This window comes from Sediminibacillus terrae (genome assembly GCF_009602435.1).
Taxonomy (GTDB): Bacteria; Bacillota; Bacilli; order Bacillales; family Amphibacillaceae; genus Sediminibacillus; species Sediminibacillus terrae.
The window spans coordinates 131,027-150,102 of sequence record NZ_VZDQ01000027.1 but is presented as its reverse complement, the minus strand read 5'-3'; the positions used below and the strand labels follow the sequence as shown (position 1 = coordinate 150,102).

At 47.5% G+C, this 19,076-nt stretch carries 15 protein-coding genes and 2 riboswitches; of the genes, 2 read left to right on the top strand and 13 right to left on the bottom strand.

The features are described from left to right. Nucleotides 1–39 precede the first annotated feature (39 nt). The 8 genes from ribH to F6X55_RS17590 all read right to left on the bottom strand — a co-directional run bounded on the left by ribH (nucleotide 40) and on the right by F6X55_RS17590 (nucleotide 8,012). Nucleotides 40–507, bottom strand: coding sequence for a 6,7-dimethyl-8-ribityllumazine synthase (gene ribH / locus F6X55_RS17625; RefSeq protein ID WP_153465018.1), 468 nt, complete (start codon nucleotides 505–507; stop codon nucleotides 40–42). A 20-nt stretch (nucleotides 508–527) separates the two neighbouring features. Continuing rightward, nucleotides 528–1,733 (bottom strand): bifunctional 3,4-dihydroxy-2-butanone-4-phosphate synthase/GTP cyclohydrolase II, encoded by a 1,206-nt coding sequence (locus F6X55_RS17620; RefSeq protein ID WP_153465016.1) that lies wholly within the window; start codon nucleotides 1,731–1,733, stop codon nucleotides 528–530. Nucleotides 1,734–1,744: 11 nt separating this feature from the next. Further along, nucleotides 1,745–2,404, bottom strand: a complete 660-nt coding sequence (locus tag F6X55_RS17615) for a riboflavin synthase (RefSeq protein WP_026571415.1) — start codon at nucleotides 2,402–2,404, stop codon at nucleotides 1,745–1,747. Beyond that, nucleotides 2,405–3,499 carry a bifunctional diaminohydroxyphosphoribosylaminopyrimidine deaminase/5-amino-6-(5-phosphoribosylamino)uracil reductase RibD gene (gene ribD / locus F6X55_RS17610; RefSeq protein WP_153465214.1) on the bottom strand — a complete coding sequence of 365 codons (1,095 nt, stop codon included), beginning with the start codon at nucleotides 3,497–3,499 and terminating at the stop codon, nucleotides 2,405–2,407. A gap of 193 nt (nucleotides 3,500–3,692) precedes the next feature. After that, nucleotides 3,693–3,837, bottom strand: a riboswitch (FMN riboswitch). 168 nt (nucleotides 3,838–4,005) lie between these two features. Beyond that, complete coding sequence (gene murB / locus F6X55_RS17605; RefSeq protein WP_026770920.1) at nucleotides 4,006–4,956, bottom strand: UDP-N-acetylmuramate dehydrogenase; 951 nt, start codon at nucleotides 4,954–4,956, stop codon at nucleotides 4,006–4,008. Between the two features lie 654 nt (nucleotides 4,957–5,610). Next, complete coding sequence (locus F6X55_RS17600) at nucleotides 5,611–6,261, bottom strand: TetR/AcrR family transcriptional regulator (protein ID WP_026571421.1); 651 nt, start codon at nucleotides 6,259–6,261, stop codon at nucleotides 5,611–5,613. 21 nt (nucleotides 6,262–6,282) lie between these two features. Then, nucleotides 6,283–7,296, bottom strand: a complete 1,014-nt coding sequence (locus tag F6X55_RS17595; RefSeq protein WP_153465013.1) for an ABC transporter permease — start codon at nucleotides 7,294–7,296, stop codon at nucleotides 6,283–6,285. Continuing rightward, entirely contained in the window at nucleotides 7,293–8,012 is a 720-nt protein-coding gene (locus F6X55_RS17590; protein WP_026770923.1) for an ABC transporter ATP-binding protein, read from the bottom strand. Before F6X55_RS17590 ends, F6X55_RS17595 begins: the two co-directional genes overlap by 4 nt. Nucleotides 8,013–8,228: 216 nt before the next feature. Here F6X55_RS17590 and F6X55_RS17585 point away from each other — a divergent pair, with 216 nt between their 5' ends. Further along, the gene (locus F6X55_RS17585; RefSeq protein WP_037328928.1) at nucleotides 8,229–9,110 is read left to right on the top strand and encodes an STAS domain-containing protein; all 882 of its coding nucleotides are present in this window, start codon (nucleotides 8,229–8,231) and stop codon (nucleotides 9,108–9,110) included. Nucleotides 9,111–9,281: 171 nt separating this feature from the next. Here F6X55_RS17585 and argF read toward each other — a convergent pair whose 3' ends face one another. The 5 genes from argF to F6X55_RS17560 form a co-directional block, all read right to left on the bottom strand. Then, entirely contained in the window at nucleotides 9,282–10,241 is a 960-nt protein-coding gene (gene argF / locus F6X55_RS17580) for an ornithine carbamoyltransferase (RefSeq protein ID WP_153465011.1), read from the bottom strand. 2 nt (nucleotides 10,242–10,243) lie between these two features. Then, a complete protein-coding gene (gene carB, locus F6X55_RS17575; RefSeq protein ID WP_153465009.1) occupies nucleotides 10,244–13,489 on the bottom strand; it encodes a carbamoyl-phosphate synthase (glutamine-hydrolyzing) large subunit in 3,246 nt (1,081 codons plus the stop codon). Further along, the gene (locus F6X55_RS17570; protein WP_026770926.1) at nucleotides 13,482–14,585 is read right to left on the bottom strand and encodes a carbamoyl phosphate synthase small subunit; all 1,104 of its coding nucleotides are present in this window, start codon (nucleotides 14,583–14,585) and stop codon (nucleotides 13,482–13,484) included. Before F6X55_RS17570 ends, carB begins: the two co-directional genes overlap by 8 nt. A 130-nt stretch (nucleotides 14,586–14,715) precedes the next feature. Further along, complete coding sequence (gene argH, locus F6X55_RS17565; protein WP_153465007.1) at nucleotides 14,716–16,134, bottom strand: argininosuccinate lyase; 1,419 nt, start codon at nucleotides 16,132–16,134, stop codon at nucleotides 14,716–14,718. Further along, nucleotides 16,131–17,390 (bottom strand): argininosuccinate synthase, encoded by a 1,260-nt coding sequence (locus F6X55_RS17560; protein ID WP_026770928.1) that lies wholly within the window; start codon nucleotides 17,388–17,390, stop codon nucleotides 16,131–16,133. The genes argH and F6X55_RS17560 overlap by 4 nt, the downstream gene beginning before the upstream one ends. A 416-nt stretch (nucleotides 17,391–17,806) precedes the next feature. Between F6X55_RS17560 and F6X55_RS17555 the strand changes: the two genes are divergently transcribed. Further along, on the top strand, nucleotides 17,807–18,748 hold the full coding sequence (locus tag F6X55_RS17555) for a DUF4349 domain-containing protein (RefSeq protein WP_161993111.1): 942 nt from the start codon (nucleotides 17,807–17,809) through the stop codon (nucleotides 18,746–18,748). Nucleotides 18,749–18,810: 62 nt separating this feature from the next. Continuing rightward, a riboswitch (TPP riboswitch) is annotated at nucleotides 18,811–18,922 on the top strand. Nucleotides 18,923–19,076: the final 154 nt, after the last annotated feature.

Sequence of the window (19,076 nt, the reverse complement as noted above, 5' to 3'; positions counted from 1 at the left end):
TCAAGTCAGGGCTGCCCGGTTTTCTTCGCATATAGTCTTTCAAGCCAGATTTTTCAACAGGTTGGCCATTTCTATTGCTGAAACGGCTGCTTCTGCTCCTTTATTGCCTGCTTTTGTCCCAGCTCTTTCGATTGCTTGTTCGATGGTATCCGTGGTCAGCACACCAAATATCACCGGCAAATCCTCCTGCATGGATACACTGGCCACTCCTTTTGAAACTTCGCTGCTTACATAATCAAAATGAGGAGTCGATCCCCTGATGACCGTCCCTAAGGCAATCACCGCATCATACTTTTTGGAAGCAGCCATTTTTTTCGTAACCAACGGTATTTCGAACGCGCCAGGAACCCATGCAACCGATACATCGTCTTCCGAAACTCCATGTCGCCTCAATGCATCCTGTGCACCGCTTAATAACTTGTTGGTGATGAACTCGTTGAACCTTCCAACCACGACTCCGATCTTTAAATCCGTACCTACCAGGTTTCCTTCGTAAACATTTGTCATTTTTATCATCCTCCTTAAAATCAGTTGCTGCCGGGAAAATCAAATAAATGGTCGAGCTTTGCTTTTTTCGTTTGCAAGTATCTTTCATTGCTTTTATTTGCCGGTATTTGGATTGCTTTTCTTTCCGTCACTTCCAACCCATAATCACTCAACCCGGAAATTTTCCGCGGGTTATTGGTCAATAACTGCAGCTTCCGGACACCAAGGTCCTTTAACATTTGGGCGCTCACTGCATAGTCCCGCAAGTCTGCCGGAAAACCCAGCTGGTGGTTTGCTTCGACGGTATCGAAACCCTGTTCCTGCAGCTTGTAAGCCTTCAGTTTATTCAGCAAGCCAATTCCTCTGCCTTCCTGACGCATGTATATCAGCACGCCAGTTCCAGCTGCCTCGATCTCTTGGAGAGCCTGCTCGAGCTGCGGTCCGCAATCACAGCGGTGGGAACCAAAAACATCTCCAGTCAAACATTCTGAGTGAATCCGCACGAGGACAGGATTCTCCGGGCTTATCTCACCCTTGAAAAGGGCGAGGTGCTCCTTGCCTGTGAATTTTTCCGTGTAAGCAGTCAGACGGAAATCCCCATAGGCAGTCGGCAGATCGATGGTTATTTCTTTATTGATCAGAACATCATTCACTTTTCGGTAGGCAACCAAATCTTGAATGGTGATAAGCGACAAGTCATACCGTTCTGCCATTTTTTCCAACTCCGGCAGCCTCGCCATGGTGCCGTCGCCGTTCATGATTTCACAAATCACTCCTGCAGGCTTAGATCCGGCAAGTTTCGCCAAGTCGACGGCAGCTTCCGTATGACCCGTCCGCTCCAGGACGCCAGCCCGTTTGGCGACTAACGGAAACACATGGCCAGGTCGCTTAAAAGCAGCAGCTTCTGTCTTGTCCTCAATCAATTTTTGGATGGTCAGTGCCCGGTCGTAAGCACTGATCCCTGTATCGGTTTCCTCATGGTCGACACTGATGGTAAATGCCGTTCCATAAGTGTCGCTGTTTTCTTCCACCATGGCTGGCAGGCGGAGTTTGTCGGCCAGCTTTTTGTCCATCGGAGCACATATAAGTCCCCTGCCTTCCTTGGCCATGAAGTTGATCGATTCAGGAGTGGCATGCTCTGCAAGCACAACCAAATCCCCTTCGTTTTCCCGGTCTTCGTCGTCCACGACAATGACCATTTTTCCAGCCCGCAAGTCTTGTATTGCCTGGTCTATCGTTTGGAACATAACTAGTCCTCCTAATCTAAAAAGCCAAATTGCTGTAATTTTTCTGTGGTTATTTTCCCAGTCTTCCCTTCTGCAGGCTGGTATTTTGCCGTCAGTAGACGATCGATGTATTTTGCCAGCACATCATATTCCAGGTTGACGGTTTCTCCTGTCTGCTTGTCAGCGAGAATGGTTGCCCGCTGTGTTTCGGGAATCAACGAGATCGTAAAAGCCGATGGATGGACGGCAAACACGGTCAAGGAAGTGCCGTCCACTGCGACTGACCCCTTTTCCGATAGATACGGAATTCCCTCTGGCGGGACTTCGATGGTTATATAAACTGCATTTGCTTCCTTCCACTTATGGGTGATGATACCTACAGCATCTACATGCCCGGAGACAAAATGCCCCCCGAATCGATCCTGAGCACGCATGGCCCGTTCCAGATTAACACGAGTTCCGGGAGTGACCCCGGACAGCGAGGAGGTACGGAATGTTTCGGGAATGATGTCTACCGTAAAATCAGTCTCTTGAAAAGACGTGACGGTCAGACAAACACCATTCACCGAAATACTGTCGCCTATTCTCACATCGCTTGTCACCGTTTCAGCCGCTATGTTCATCGTCAACGAGTCCTGCTTGCGATGGATGGATGTTACTTTTCCCTTTTCTTCGACAATACCAGTAAACAATCACTCCGCCTCCTTTTTTGGTATGGCAATGACTTTAAGATCGCCGCCAATTTTTTCGACCGATTTAATGTCCAGCTGTTTTGCTAGCCCCATCCGTTCCGGCGAAACACCACCCACCACTGGAATGGCATCACTCCCACCAAGAAGGAGCGGAGCAATATACCAATGGCACTCATCAAACAAACCTGTTTCGATAAAAGAGCCATGAACGGTACTTCCGCCTTCTACATAGACAGACTGCACACCCTCATCTCCCAGCAGTTTCAACACGGAGTCCAGCTCTACTTTCTTTGTACCGATTTGGAATACTTTCACATGCGGTTTTATCAGCTTGGATTGTTCCGTATCGGCTGAGGATCCACAAATCAACCACGTTGGCGCTTCGGGACTAGTCAGCAGGTGGCTGCCGGCAGGAATACTCAAATCGCTGTCCAGCACTATCCGAATCGGCTGCTTGCCGCCTTCCGGAAGTCTGACAGTCAGCCGTGGATCGTCCGCCACTACGGTCCCTATACCGACCAGGACAGCGTCATGGAGGTCACGCTGCCGATGAACATCCTCTCTTGCAGCTGCCGATGTGACCCAGCGACTGTCACCAGTACTGGCTGCCGTTTTGCCGTCCAAAGTCATGGCCGCTTTCAATGTAACAAAGGGTGACTTTTCTCTGATTTGTTTAAAAAACCGGCGATTGAGCTCCAACGCCTTTTCCTGTCTCAAGCCCACTTCGACCTCGATTCCTGCCTGACGCAACCTTTCCACACCACGGCCCGCCACTTCGGGATTGGGATCCAGACAGGCAATGTAGACTTTCGCTAATTGATGTTCCACAATCAAATCGGCACACGGCGGAGTTTTACCATGATGGGAGCACGGTTCCAAGGTGACATACATCACTGCACCTGCCGCCGCTTCTCCCGCTTGTCTCAACGCATGCACTTCTGCATGTGCACTCCCTGCCTCCAAGTGGCTGCCCATTCCGATCACTTTGCCATCTTTCACGACGACCGCACCGACAGAAGGGTTCGGACTTGTTTGTCCAATGGTCACTTCTGCCAACGCCAACGCTGTATCCATATAGGTTTCTTTTGATGCCAAATCCTTCATCCTCTCGTTTCCCGGAGCACGGAGTTTCGATATTTCATTCAAAACACAAAAAAGCCCCGGTAGATGCCGGGGCTTTTAAAATAGGTAAAGTTAAGTTGAGACGGTGCTTCCTGAATACGGCAAAGAAAGCAGCGGCATAAAATGCCCCGCGTTTTCCCGTACTCGAATCAACGTCACAAACGTCCTGTTCCTTTTCCCATCCAGACTTTAACTGTCGGCTTTGGAATTTCACCAAATCCACCGTTGCTTTCGCAAACGGGTCACGGACTGAGGACATGAACTTGTCCATCACCGCCGGTCGGGATTTACACCCTGCCCCAAAGGAATTTCGTATTTAATTAAGGACATCATAGCATTATTTTGTGAAAAATGCATCTAACTAGCCTTATCCAAAAAAAACCAAAAAAGAAAACCGAACGGGTTCGAATGCTTAGATATTCGAATCATCGTTCGGTTTTGCTTTGTCCAATATGCTTCTGTGCCAGCCATTTCTTTTGTCAATTTTGCTTTACTGCTTTAACCGTTTCCGCATCGGCATCTTCTCCGATGATTTTGACTTCTCTTTCCAGGAAAACACCGAACTTATCCTTGACTGTCTTTTGTACCAGCTCAATGACAGAGATATATTCGGTTGCAGTCGCATTGTTTTTATTGACGATGAAGCCTGCATGCTTGGTGGAAACTTCTGCACCGCCTACTCCTTTACCCTGCAACTCGCTATCCTGGATCAACTTGCCGGCAAAATAACCTGGCGGTCGTTTAAAAACACTGCCGCATGATGGATATTCGAGCGGCTGCTTGGATTCCCGCTTATGTGTAAGGTCGTCCATCACTGCCTTGATATTCTGATAGTCGCCTGGTTGGAGCTTGAACTTTGCCTCTAAAACGATGTATCCGTTGTCTGGAATATTGCTGGTCCGGTATTCCAAATCCAGCTCTTCTGCAGCAAGGGTCAATAATGCCCCCTCCCGATCGACGACCACCGCCTCTTCTAATACATCTTTGATTTCCCCGCCGTAAGCACCGGCATTCATAAACAAGGCTCCTCCCACTGTTCCCGGGATTCCGCAGGCAAACTCCAGCCCGCTCAGCCTCTCGTTCAACGCCCGGCGTGAAACATCGATTATGGCCGCTCCGCTTTGGGCGAATATCGTATCAGACTCTACCCGGATATCCTGAAAGCGTTTTTGACTCATGACGATGCCGCGAATTCCACCGTCCTTCACAATCATATTGGAGCCATTGCCAAGCAGGGTGAACGGGATATTTTCCCTTCTGGAAAGCTTCACCAGTTCCTGAACTTCAGAAAATGTTTCCGGCGTGACAAGGATATCCGCTTTTCCGCCAAGGCGAGTGTACGTATGGTTTTTCAACAGCTCATCCAGCATAATGTTTTCTGTAGCTGTTATATGTGATATTTCCTGATAAACATGTTTGATATTTATCAAATCAAATCATTCCTTTAATTGTCCTCTTCGTTGATGGTTAAAAGTGACCCATGAATCCCTTTTCCCATAACCTTGATTATAACAGGTGGACTTGACAGCGCCAACTACGATTTTCCCAACCTTTATTTAGCTCATTAAAAGGTTATGTCTTCCCAGAAGAATTCGTGCCTAATCACCAATCACCCCTATCACTACCCGCTGGCCAGTCAGTCAAACATTCCCACACTGTCCATTCGATAAAACCGACCCGGACAAAATATGGCCACCAAAGCAAAAAAGAACGAATTCCAAATATACAGCGAATTTCTGCTTCCGGACGATCAGGACCGGCTGAATATATTCGTTTTCTTCTTTTGGCTGATAGAATATCCAAACTTCTTTAAAAGGAAAGCAATAAACAGCGATGACAGACTCTTTTTTGGCGAAGACGGAAAATCAGGATGAGAAGTTCCTTTTATTCTTCGGCAATTGGATGTGCGATGGCCAGCAGCATAAAAGTTAAAAAGCCGCACTCCTGTTTAAGTGCGGCTTAGCTTTCCGAACGTAACGATTCGAGACAAAAGTCGATGTTAGCTGAATCCGCGCCCGCGGAAAGCGAAGTACCTTGCCGTAGTGGAGACTCGCAATGCTTTTTTGTCGAGCCTCCTTTCTATGTCATGCTTCCATGCCTTTCAAAATAAAATCAATGAGATGCTCCACTTCCTGGGCCTCATCCCACTCAGCATCAGGATTCAAGAGAAAACGGGTGACGATGAACCCCAATATCGGGGAGACAATACAACGGACCGTCGTCGTAATCGGCATTTCTTTAAGCAGTCCCGCTTCCTGGAACCCAGTGACTGTCTGCTTGATCCTCGGGTACACTTTTTCAAGGAACGCCTCCTCGATAATCATTTTGATTTCCGGGTGAAAGGCAAACTCCTGGAGCACTATCCGCAAAATCGCGACATTTTGTCTGGCAAAATCCAATCGATTGTAAATGAATGTTCTCAACAGCTCGTCAAAGCCTTGAAATTCGCGATTGAAAATATTTTCGACCATGTTGTCAGCGAACACAGGAACAGCGAGCTTGAGCACTCCCGGCTTCACTATAGCCAATAGCAAATCCTTTTTTGCCGGGTAGTGCCGAAAAATGGTCCCTTCCGCTACTCCAGCACGCTTGGCGATTTCACTTGTGGCTGTGCCCGCATACCCTTTTTCGGCAAAAATCTCGATTGCAGCCGCAAGAATGTTTGCTTGCTTCTCGGTCAATCGGATTTCTTGTCCATCCACTTTCAACAATTCTCTTAAATAGGACTCCCGCATAAGCTGATCCTCACTTTTTCATTATTTTCGGTATGCCTTAAGTGTACCAAGATTCAACAGGTAACATAATAGAGAAAACCCTAGGACAACATATAGATCGACCTGTATATCAGCCAGTCCGTTCCCCTTGATCATGATTTCCTTGAGGGCATCGGCCCCATAAGAAATCGGCATAAAATATTCTAAATACGCCACCCAATCAGCAGCGTTATCCAGATTGAACATCCCCGAAAAGAACGCCTGTGGAACAATCACGAGTGGAATGAACTGCATAAGTTGAAATTCATTTCTGGCAAAAGAGGATAACAGGATGCCGAGTGTCAGCGCACTCAATGAAAGAAGCATGGTGACCAGAATGACCAGCCATAAGGATCCATTTAGCGGAACTCCCAAGACATAAACGGCATACAACGCGACGATAAACGACTGAATCACTGCGAATAGCCCAAAGCCGCTGATATAACCAAGGATGATTTCCCAACCTTTCAAAGGCGTGGCGAATAGCCGCTCCAACGTCCCTTGTGATCTTTCTCTCAAGAAGGAGATACCGCCCACTAAAAACACGAAAAAAAAGGCAAAAAAGCCGATCAGGACCGGTCCCGTATAATCAAATGTCGTCTCCGCGTTATCCTCGTATAAAAACTCGACGGAAATATCCGGAACCTGACGATCCGACCGGGATGCCAAAGCCTCCTGCAAACCCATTTTCACTGCTTCGGCTTGATTGGGTTTGCTGTTGTCTATCGTGACATGGATATACTGTCCATCTGCTTCGAGGAGGGCGTCGATTTCCGAATCGGCAAGCGCTTGGCCGGGATCCTCCACCTCGACGATTTCCAGCATACTGTCCTGCACTGCCGCTTTAAGCGGAGCAGGTGCCCCCTCGACTGCCAGCTTTGGTTGATAAGATTCCTGGTCCAACACCAGCCAGGTCAACGTCAAAATTAGTAGAGGGGCAACAATCATCAACGCAAGTGACCGCTTATCTCGAATAAATTGACGGATTATCCGGACTACAATCGCCTTTATCTTCATGCTTCTTCCCTCCCGTACTTTAGAAACGCTTTTTCAATCGAGTCGGTACCCGTATCCCGTTTTAACGCTTGGGGAGATCCGTGAGCAATGATATTTCCGCCCCTTAACAGCCCTAACTTATCGCACCGTTCTGCTTCATCCATCACATGAGTGGTAACGATAACGGTTGTTCCTCGCCTTTTCAGATCGGCAAACCTATCCCAAATTTTATTGCGTAATAAAGGATCGATTCCTACCGTCGGTTCATCAAGAATTAACAGTTCAGGGCGATGGATCAACGCCGCAGCCAAGGATAGACGCCGCTTCATACCTCCGGAAAACCCCTGGACAATTTTATGTTTGCTGTCTTGCAAACCAACATCTTCTAAAACTTCATCGATGCGCCCGGCCACCTGTTTTTTGGGCACACCGTAAATCGCTGCAAAAAAAGCGAGATTTTCCTTTGCTGTCAACTCATGATAAAGAGCATCCGACTGTGCCATATAACCGATGGATTCCATTGTTTGCAGGGATGGCATCCGGGTATCCAACACTACTACTTCTCCTGCTTCAGGCGTTAAAGTGCCGACAATCGTTTTTACAAGTGTCGTTTTACCAGATCCGGAAGGACCGAGCAATCCAAAAATCCTTCCGCGTTGAATGGTCAGGCTAATGTTCTGCAGGACACTCTGTTTACCGAATGAATGCGATACATGTCGCAGTTCCACAATCTCCATTTCATCCCCTCCATTAGTGAGTGATTACTCACTTATTATAATAAAGCTTATGCTGGTGATTGACAACAATTTTTACCAATACCTATTGTGAAGCACCCTATTAATTTTAATCGGATGGAGATTTTGTTATAATCTAATCACTATTTGAGCAAAAAGTGACAAAACAATCGTTTTATCTCATATTTCCTACTTTCGTAGAAAGGATAGTGAATAATCATGGACTGGTATTATGAAGAAGGGATGAACATCAAAGATTTCCTCATCCAAAACAGAGAACCATTCGAACAAAAACTGTTAAATGAAGCTGTCAATGTCCGGGACAAGATTGAAGAAATCCGTGTTATCGGCAATATAAATCTATTGAAGAACGCGCTCAAAATTGTCCTTTACGTCGTGGAGGATCAAAAAGATGAAGTAGTGGCTTTTGCAAAACAAGAGGGAATAGCCTGGGCGAACTACTCCCTGACGCTGGCATTTAAATTGGAATGGGTACAAGCCATCCGCAGAACCCTATGGGTAGCCTTGCATGATTATGAATTGCTGTCCGGAATGGATGTGGATCGGGAGCGATTCTATGACACAGAGAGCAAAATCAATGCATTGATCGACGAATTTCTCAATGGATTTTTTATCAGTTATTCCAAATATAAAGATGAATTAATCGAATCACAACGTGAGATGGTCGAAAATCTCTCCGTCCCGATTATACCGGTTACGCCAAATGTATGTATCCTCCCCTTGATTGGAGAAATTGACGCCTCCCGCGTCACCACCATCGAGGAAAAGGTGTTAATGGAAATCGGAAGACTGCGCATTCGTACCTTGATCATGGATCTGTCCGGTATTTTGGGAATGGAATCCAATATCGCCACAAACTTCTTGAAACTGTTGGACGGAATAGGCATGATGGGGTGTACTCCCGTTATTACAGGGTTACGTCCGGAAACTGTCCGTAATATGATGGCACAGGATTTAGTTTTCGAAAACAAGGCGGAAATCAAAGGAACCTTACAGCAAGCCCTCGATGAATATTTAGTCAATCAACGAGTGGATCAAAGTAACGGCGTCAGTGCCTTACAAGCAAACAAAAACCTATAGATATACTGAAAAGGGGCTGTCCCATTCATTTGGGAAGCCCCTTTTTCAGCACTATTCACATGGCTTTGTTTGTTCATCTGGTCAAAAACTTATTTTTAGCCGACGAAGAATCATTCTCGTTATGTCGCTGCTTATCTATCATGCACCTGTACAGCCAATTTCAACGGCCCCTTATCCCATGAGGGCGGTCATTAAGGCTTTCTGGGCATGGAGTCTGTTCTCCGCTTGTCGGAAAACGACCGATTTTTTTCCATCAATCACGTCTGCCGTGACTTCTTCTCCTCGATGGGCGGGCAGACAGTGCATAAAAATAGCATCCGGATGAGCAAGCTCCAGTAATTTTTTGTTTACCTGAAAATCGAGAAATACCTGCTCCCGTACCGCTTGTTCACTTTCCTGCCCCATACTGGCCCACACATCCGTGTAAACTACGTCTGCTTTATCGACAGCAGCGACAACATCGGAGGTCACCTCCACTTTGCTGCCATTCGACGCTGCAATCGACTGGGCGTGTTTGGTGATCGCCTTTTCCGGCTGATACCCTCCCGGAGCAGCTATAATGATATCCATCCCCATGATAGACCCACCCAGCATCAAAGAATGGGCCATATTGTTCCCGTCACCGATGTAAGCAAGCTTGACTCCCGATAATCCGCCCTTAACTTCTTCAATCGTTTGCAGGTCCGCCAGAACCTGACATGGATGGTAGCTGTCCGTCAACCCATTGATGACCGGAATGGTGGCATTTTCCGCCAACTCCTCTACCACTTGCTGCGAGAAAGTCCGAATCATCATGCCATCCAAATAACCGGAAAGTACCTTAGCTGTATCTGAAATCGGTTCACCTCTGCCGATTTGGATATCATCTGAGCTGAGAAACAATCCTGTGCCGCCCAATTGATAAATCCCCGCTTCAAAAGAAACGCGTGTACGGGTAGACGATTTTTCAAAGATCATTCCCAGGGTTTTACCCTGTAACGGCTGCTCCACTGAACCTTTGAGGCGTTGGTTTTTCAGATATGCGGCAAGTTCGAGCAAATAAGCGATTTCTGGCTTGCTGTAATCGGCAAGCGTCAAAAAATCCTTTCCTGCCAATTGTTGCTGGATACTGATCTCTTTCATCAATCCCATCTTCACACACGCTCCTTCGCTTTGTTTAACCCTTCGCTCATGGATAGATATTGATTCATTGCATATGGTTGTTCTTTGATTTGGGTCGAGGCTTTCAAGTATGCAGTCAACGTTTCCGCTGAAGTAATACATAATGTGTCGGTTTTCAAGGCATCTTCTCTAAGTCGCATGTGGCCATCTGTTCCGGAACCTTGCAGCAGGTCACAAACCAAAGCAAATGCACTGTCCAGACATCTGTTTCCAGCCTCCTCAAGTGATATAACCTTACGAACAGCAATATCCCTGCTTTCAAGAGAATCAGCCGTCGCTTTGTCAGCATAGATATCCACCGGCAATTTCTCCAGCAAGGCGAATAATTCTGCCGGCAATTGACCGAAGTCATTTCCGAGGGATAAATAAATTTGTTGATTGCCCTCCAGGTCCAACAGGTTGTTTTCCTTCCATCCGAACGCCTTGGCCATTGCCGATTCTACAGTCAAGCCAAGCCCGATTGCTTCCCCGGTGGACTTCATCTCCGGTCCAAGAAACGGATCGACACCTGGCAGTTTGTTGGTAGAAAAAACCGGGACCTTTACGGCATAATAGCCGGCCGGCTCATGAAGACCAGTACTCCAATCCGTTTCTGCCAGTGATTCTCCCATTTGCACCCGGGTGGCCAAATCGATAAGCGGGACACCGGTAACTTTGCTGGCAATCGGAACAGTCCGGGAAGCCCGTGGATTTACCTCCAGCACGTAAAGGTCTTGCCTGTCTTCGCTGATGACAAATTGAATGTTAATGATTCCTTTTAAATCGAGTTCTGTTGAAATTTGTTTTGTGTACCGCTCGATCGTATTCCGCTGATCCTCCGTCAAACCTGGAGCAGGGAACACAGCTGTACTGTCTCCGGAGTGGACGCCCGCTTTTTCGATATGTTCAAATATCCCCGGAATCAGAATATCCTCTCCATCACAAACCGCATCAACCTCCACTTCATAGCCGGAAATAAAGCGATCGATCAGCAGCGGAAAGATTCGCGAAGCAGGTGCATGCTGTTTCAGACTGTCAATATAGTCGAGCAGCTGCTCTTGATCCTGTATGACAACCATCCCCCGACCACCAATCACGTAGGAAGGGCGAAGCAACACCGGATAACCGATTCGTTCTGCTATTTCCTCTGCATCCTTCACGTCCATCACTGTTTCCCCTGGAATGTGCGGAATCGCCAGCCGTTTCAACAAACGATAAAATTGATCCCGGTCTTCAACGGCTTCAATAGCAGCCAAGGAGGTACCGCACACAGGCATACCAGCTTTGCTAAGTCCCTCTGCCAAGTTCACGGCGGTTTGGCCGCCGAACTGCACCAGCACCCCATCCGCCTCTTCTTTTTCCAGTACGTGAAGGACGTCTTCCTCCGTCAACGGTTCGAAGTATAAGTGGTCTGCTGTATTAAAATCGGTGCTGACTGTTTCCGGATTGTTATTGATCACGATAGCCTTGATACCTTGCGCTTGTAAAGACATGGCTGCATGGACCGAGCAATAATCAAATTCCACTCCCTGCCCGATCCGTATCGGCCCCGAGCCAAGCACGGCAACCTTTTTATTTCCCTGGATTGCTTCTACTTCATCGCTTTCTTTCCATGAACTATAAAAGTAAGGCGTCTCTGCCGAAAATTCCGCAGCGCACGTATCGACCATTTTATAAGCGGGAGTCAATCCGAGTTCCATGCAGCGTTGATGAACCTCCTGCTGGCTGATCTGAAAGATATCCGCCAACAGTCGATCAGCGTATCCGTAATACTTAAGTTTGCTCAATTCCTGCTTACCAAGGGATTGCCAGCTTTTATCGCGAAGCTCGGTCTCCGTCTGGATCATCCCCGCAATTTCACTCAAATAATATTTATTGATTTCCGTCAGTCGATGAATATCATCAATGGAGTATCCACGCCGAAAAGCCTCGGCTATGATAAATATCCGCTCATCCGTCGCCTGGACGAGCGCTTGCTCGATTGCGCCCGCGTCCCACTCGGCATGCGCAGGCCAGTTCAAGTACTCCGTACCGATTTCAAGCGAGCGGACGGCCTTGTTCAAGGCAGCAGGAAAGTTACGTGCAAGTGCCATGACTTCTCCGGTTGCTTTCATCTGCGTACCAAGCAGCCTGTCGGCACCAGCAAATTTATCAAATGGCCAGCGCGGAATTTTCACGGCAATATAGTCGATTGCAGGTTCGAAGCTTGCGTAAGTATGGCCGGTAATCGGATTGATCACTTCATCCAGTTGATAGCCCAATGCCAGCTTGGCAGCAATGCGGGCAATCGGGTAACCAGTTGCTTTTGACGCGAGGGCGCTGGAACGGCTGACTCTCGGATTCACCTCGATGATGACGTACTCGTCGCTATCGGGGTTGAGAGCAAACTGGATGTTACATCCTCCGACCACCCCTAATTCCCGGATCACCTTGCAGGAAGTGGAACGAAGCAGCTGATACTGCCGGTCATTGAGCATTTGAGAAGGCGCAACAACAATGCTGTCGCCGGTATGGACACCGACAGGATCGATATTTTCCATATTGCAGACAATAATGCATGTATCATTGGCATCTCGCATCACCTCATACTCGACTTCCTTCCAACCCTTCACACTTTGGTCGACCTGCACCTGGCCGATCGGACTCGCATGCAGGCCGTTGCGGACTATCGCCTTAAGCTCTTTTTCATTATTGGCGATCCCACCGCCTCCTCCACCCAACGTATAGGCGGGTCGGATGATCATCGGGTAACCAGCGGTACTTGCAAAACGGACCGCTTCTTCCACCGAGCTGGTCGTGATGCTTTCGGGGACTGGTTCATCAATTGCCGTCATCATCGATTTGAAAATTTCCCGGTCTTCTCCTTTTTGGATGGTATCAAGCGGCGTCCCCAGCAATTCGACCTCGTATTTTTCCAATGCTCCGGATTCAGATAGAGCTACTGCCAGATTCAGGCCGGTCTGTCCGCCCAATGTCGGCAAAATGCCATCTGGTCTTTCCTTTTCGATAATTGCTGTCAAAGAAGAACTAGTCAGCGGTTCTAAATATACCTGATCTGCAATGTCAGGATCGGTCATGATCGTAGCCGGGTTGTTGTTGACCAGCACCACTTCGATTCCTTCCTCTTTTAAGGCCAGGCAAGCTTGGGTACCTGCGTAATCAAACTCTGCAGCCTGGCCGATGACAATCGGCCCCGAACCGATGACCAAAACTTTATGGATGTGTGAAAACTTAGGCATGCTGCACCTCTCCCTCGCTCGGTATCATCTGTAAAAAGTCCTGAAAAATCGAATAAGTATCTATCGGCCCTGGGTGGGCTTCTGGATGGAATTGAACGGTCAGGACGGGCTTATGACGATGAACCAGGCCTTCAACCGATCGATCATTGACATTGATATGAGATACTTCCCAGTCTGACAGTTTAATAGAGTTTTCATCAACTACATAACCGTGGTTTTGCGAGGTGATGAAAACCTTCCCGGTCAGCAAATCCTTCACCGGGTGATTGCTTCCCCGGTGTCCATAAGGCAGACGTTCTGTCTTCCCTCCGTTTGCGAGGGCTACCAGCTGATGCCCTAAACAAATGCCCAAAGTTGGATAACTGTCGGTAATTTGCTTGATAATACGAGCCAATCCAGCCAAGTCTTCAGGATCTCCGGGACCATTGGACAACACGACTCCGTCGGGCTTTAGGTTGTCCAGGACCGCCAAATCCGTGTCATAGGGCACCACTGTCACATTGCAGCCAAGCTCCGTCAAGGTATGTGTGATGGAATGTTTATAACCGTAATCGTACAAAACAATGTGTTTGGGTTTCTTTCCGGTGATGGCAGGCATCGGTTTTGCAGGAATTTCGACCGGACTGCGAACGGAAACCTGTTTGACGATTTCCGGATCCACTTTCCGATGTACCGGCAGGTCTTCAGGTTCCGCTGTGATTTTGCCATAAACTTCTCCATGTTCACGGATAATTCTGGTCAATGCCCTTGTGTCGATGCCGTACAAGGCCGGTATCTTATACTGTTCCACCATTTCGTTTACGGTGGACTTTGCCTGATAATGTTCGGGTGTCTGACATGGATGAGAAATGATCAGCCCCGCCAGTGACGGTTTGATGCTTTCATGGTCTATATCGTTCACTCCATAGTTGCCAATCAGCGGATACGTCATGGTGACAATCTGGCCTGCGTAGGAAGGGTCTGTCATAACTTCCTGGTAGCCTGTCATTGCTGTGTTAAATACCAATTCACCTTCAACGGCAATTTCTGTCCCCAGCCATTTCCCTTCCAACACGTCCCCAGTGTTCAACACAAGATAGCCTGGTGTTTCGATCATTGTTCCACTCCTCTCGCGGCTGTTTGATATTTATTCGTAAATAAGAATATTTATACATACGGGTGGAAAAATACGGCCTGCTGCCTTCGTATCTGGAGCAAGCCGTTCCCATCCTTATTATGAAAATAAATTATTCGCAGCCGATCAATTGTTTATGTTGTTCAATCCATTCCACACTCATTTGGAAAAGTTGATTGGCAGAAGCTATTTGTTCCTCTACCCGGTTTTGTGCAGTACCTCCGGCTACATCTCTGGCATTGACTACAGCCTTTGGCGTCAGCACCTCGTAAATGTCTCCCTCGATCAAGGAAGAGAACTGCCGGAATTCCTCAAGGGATAAATCCATTAAAAATTTTTGGTGGTTTATACCGTACAATACAGCCTGCCCGACAACGGCATGTGATTCCCGGAATGCCATGCCCTTGCCCACTAAATAATCTGCCAAGTCCGTCGCATTGGAGTAATCCTTTGCCACGGCTTCATACATGTTGTCAGCCTTTACTTCCATGGTTTCAACCATCGGGGCAAACAAGGCAAGCGCTCCTTTCAAGGTCTCAACCGAATCGAACATCCCTTCCTTATCCTCCTGCATATCTTTGTTATAAGCTAGCGGCAGTCCTTTCAGCGTCGTCAGCATGGCCATCAAGTGTCCGTACACTCTACCCGTTTTCCCCCGGACAAGCTCGGCAACATCGGGGTTTTTCTTCTGCGGCATCATACTGCTTCCTGTACAAAATGCATCGTCCAACTCGATAAAATTGAATTCGGCACTAGACCATTGCACGAGCTCCTCACAAAGTCTGGACAAATGCGTGGAAACGAGAGAGGCATTGGCCAAAAACTCGACGACAAAATCCCGATCGCTTACCGCATCTAGGCTGTTTTCACAAATCCCTTCAAAACCGAGCTTGTCGGCTACATATTGCCGATCGATCGGAAATGTTGTCCCGGCCAGTGCACCTGCGCCAAGCGGTGACTGATTAACCCGCTTCCAGCTATCGGATAAGCGTTCGATATCCCGTTGGAACATGTAAACATATGCCATCATATGATGGGCAAACAGGACGGGCTGGGCACGCTGTAAATGGGTGTACCCTGGGAGCACCGTTTCCAGATTGTCCCCGGCCTGTTTGTGCAGCGCCTTTTGCACATCCAACAGTAACTGGCTGATCGTCAGCAATGCTTCCCGCAAATACAATCGCATATCCAAAGCGACTTGATCATTCCGGCTCCGGCCAGTATGGAGCTTCCCTCCTACAGGGCCTATTTCATCAATAAGCAATTTTTCTATATTCATATGAATATCTTCGTTCTCTTCACTTAGCACAGCCTCTCCAGCTGTTATCTTGCTTCCTACGGCTTTCAATCCATCTGTGATGTCACCCGCATCTTCTTCAGACAGGATGCCGCAAACCTTCAACATTTCCACATGGGCAAGGCTCCCTTGTATATCATGGACTGCCAGCTTTTGGTCAAAATGAATGGATGCTGTATATTCATCGACTAACTCATTAGTCGGCTTGGTGAACCGTCCGCCCCATAGTTTCATTGTTTAACAGCTTCCTTCACATCGACGACAACATTTTCAATGGAATCATCTGCTACCGTATTGGTCCGATTGACTGCGGCATGGACCTTTGTAGGAAGCCCCCACAGCTTGATGAAACCAAGAGCAGCTTCGTGATCGAAAGAGTCCTCCGGTTTATAGGTTGCCAAATCAAAATCATAAAGCGACTGTGCCGATTCCCGGCCGATGACTTGTGCGTGACCTTTGTACAGCTTGACCTTGACTGTTCCCGACACCTGGGTCTGGGTTTGTTCAATGAACGCCTGCAAGGCCTTTGTCAACGGAGAATACCACAGCCCATCATATACCGTCTGAGCCAACTTTTGCTCTACCGTCGGCTTGAACTGAGCCACCTCGCGAGGAAGCGTCAGTGCTTCCAACTCTTGATGGGCTGCAATCAATGTCAGTGCGGCTGGAGCCTCATAGATTTCCCGTGATTTGATCCCGACCAAACGGTTCTCGACGTGGTCGATCCGTCCGACACCATGCTTCCCGGCGATCTGGTTCAATGCAAGTATAAGTTTGGAAAATTCCATCGCTTCACCATCAAGCGATACTGGCTTCCCTTGTTCAAAGGTGATTTGGACGACCTGAGGTGTGTCGGGCGCATCGACCGGATCTGTTGTTAAATCGTAAGCGCCTTTGGGAGCTTCCGCCCATGGGTCTTCCAAAATGCCGCATTCATTGCTTCTTCCCCACAGGTTCTGATCGACACTGTAGGGATTATCGAGATCGACCGGAACCGGAATCCCATTTTCTTCAGCATAGGCAATTTCCTCATCCCTCGACATTGCCCATTCACGCACTGGAGCGACAATTTCCAGATCTGGATTCAAGGCAGTAAATGCCACATCGAATCTCACTTGATCGTTCCCTTTTCCCGTACAGCCATGTGCTACAGCTACCGCACCCTCCTTTTCGGCGATTCCTACAAGAACCTTGGCGATCAAGGGTCTGGACAATGCCGAAATCAAAGGGTATTTGTTTTCGTACAATAGGTTGGCTTGCAAGGCCGGAAGTACATATTCATCCGCAAAGAGCGATTTGGCGTCCACCACATATGATTTGACTGCTCCAACATCGAGGGCTTTATTTTTCACAAAGTCCAAATCCTTCCCTTCCCCCACATCCAACGCGACAGCAATCACGTCAAAATTATATTTATCCTGAAGCCATTTGATAGCGACAGAAGTATCAAGACCACCTGAGTATGCCAACACAATCTTATCTTTTTTCATTTGATTAACGCTCCCCTTCTGCTTGTAATCTATTAATAGACTGAGCATGTTTGGTTTGTATGAATTATTATGCACTATTAAGTATATTAATTCAACCGTTAAATTTCATTTTTTTAAAGAAAAAGTGGATTATCCTGTTGATATCCTACTGGTACTCCTGTTTTTTTAGTGAGAACATCCCATGCCGCTTATTTATAATGTAATGTATGATGGGCGTACACAGTTGTGATTCCTGCCCACCGCCCATTTCCATACCCCGGGCGAAACAATCGCCTATAGCTTCCTTCCTTTTCGCACATGCAGCATTTTATACATATTCATTCATATCCATGCAAATATCCATGCAAAAAAGAAAGTCAGTTGTAACCTTCACGGCTGCCCGACGTCTACCTAAAAAACTAAAGGGTGGTCAAAATATGAAAAAGTGGCACTTCCATTCACTTGCGGTCTGTTTACTCCTGCTGTTGGCAGCATGCAGCAACGACTCACCAGAAAATGCCGACATGCCCGTGGAGATGGACAGCGCTGGAACAGAAAGCAGTCAAGACTCTGCAGTTCTAAGCGAAAACAAGGCGGCAGAGGATAGCGCGGGAGAAGAAGGGGAAGTACAACAGGAAGAGGAATCGGCTGTCGGCAAAGCAAAGCAAGCAAACCGGAAAGTGATTTACCATGCAAATCTACGGATTGAAGTAAGTAATTACCAACAGACTCTCGAAACCATTCAATCAAAGGTAAGCGAAGCCGGCGGTTATATCGTAGAGTCGAGTACGTACCAAAACCCCGAGGATGACCTTACAGAGGGGCATATCACCGCAAGAGTACCTCAGGAGCAGTTCCAGCCGTTCATCGATTTTGTCGAAGAGGGCAGCAGCAAAGTACTGGAAAACAATGTTTCCGGACAGGATGTCACCGAAGAGTACGTCGATCTTCAATCCCGCCTAAAGTCCAAGAAGGCTGTCGAAGAACGGTTGATGGCCTTTATGGAGGAAGCGAAGAAAACCGAGGATCTGCTGCAAATATCCGAAGACTTGGCCGGCGTACAAGAAGAAATCGAGACGATCACCGGAAGAATCAATTATTTGGAAAATAAAACCGACTTGGCCACTGTCGACATCAGTCTTCAGGAAAACGATGTACGGATTTCCGGCAGCGGTGGAGAAACCACCACCTGGCAAAAAACAAAAGAACAATTTATCAAAAGCATCGATTTTCTCCTTTCCTTCTTTTCCGGATTGATCGTGTTCCTATTCGGCAATCTTCCAGTTCTACTGGTGCTTGCCGCTCTGGTGTCAGCTGGTATTTTCATTACACGAAAGACAATCAAAAAAAAGAAGCGGCAAGATACCAAGGAAAACTAGTCCTTGAAAAAATCGGCAGGCTGTGGCAAGGTTATAATGTAATCAAGACAATTGAATGAATCACTTTCATGTAGGGGGACCAGTTACTGCTGGTTGAGATTGTATCCGTCAAGATACTGACCCTTGGAACCTGATCTGGCTGACACCAGCGTAGGGAACATATTTGAACGGTAGTATGCGATAATATGCACCCTGGGTATGGCCTATGGTGCATTTTTTTATTGCCCTTTAACGGCTTGCCTTCACAGAACCGCATGCTTACATCATGATATTTCACGCGGTTCCTGTTCCCTATTTCAGTCCTGCATTGTTTAAGTGCTTCATCATT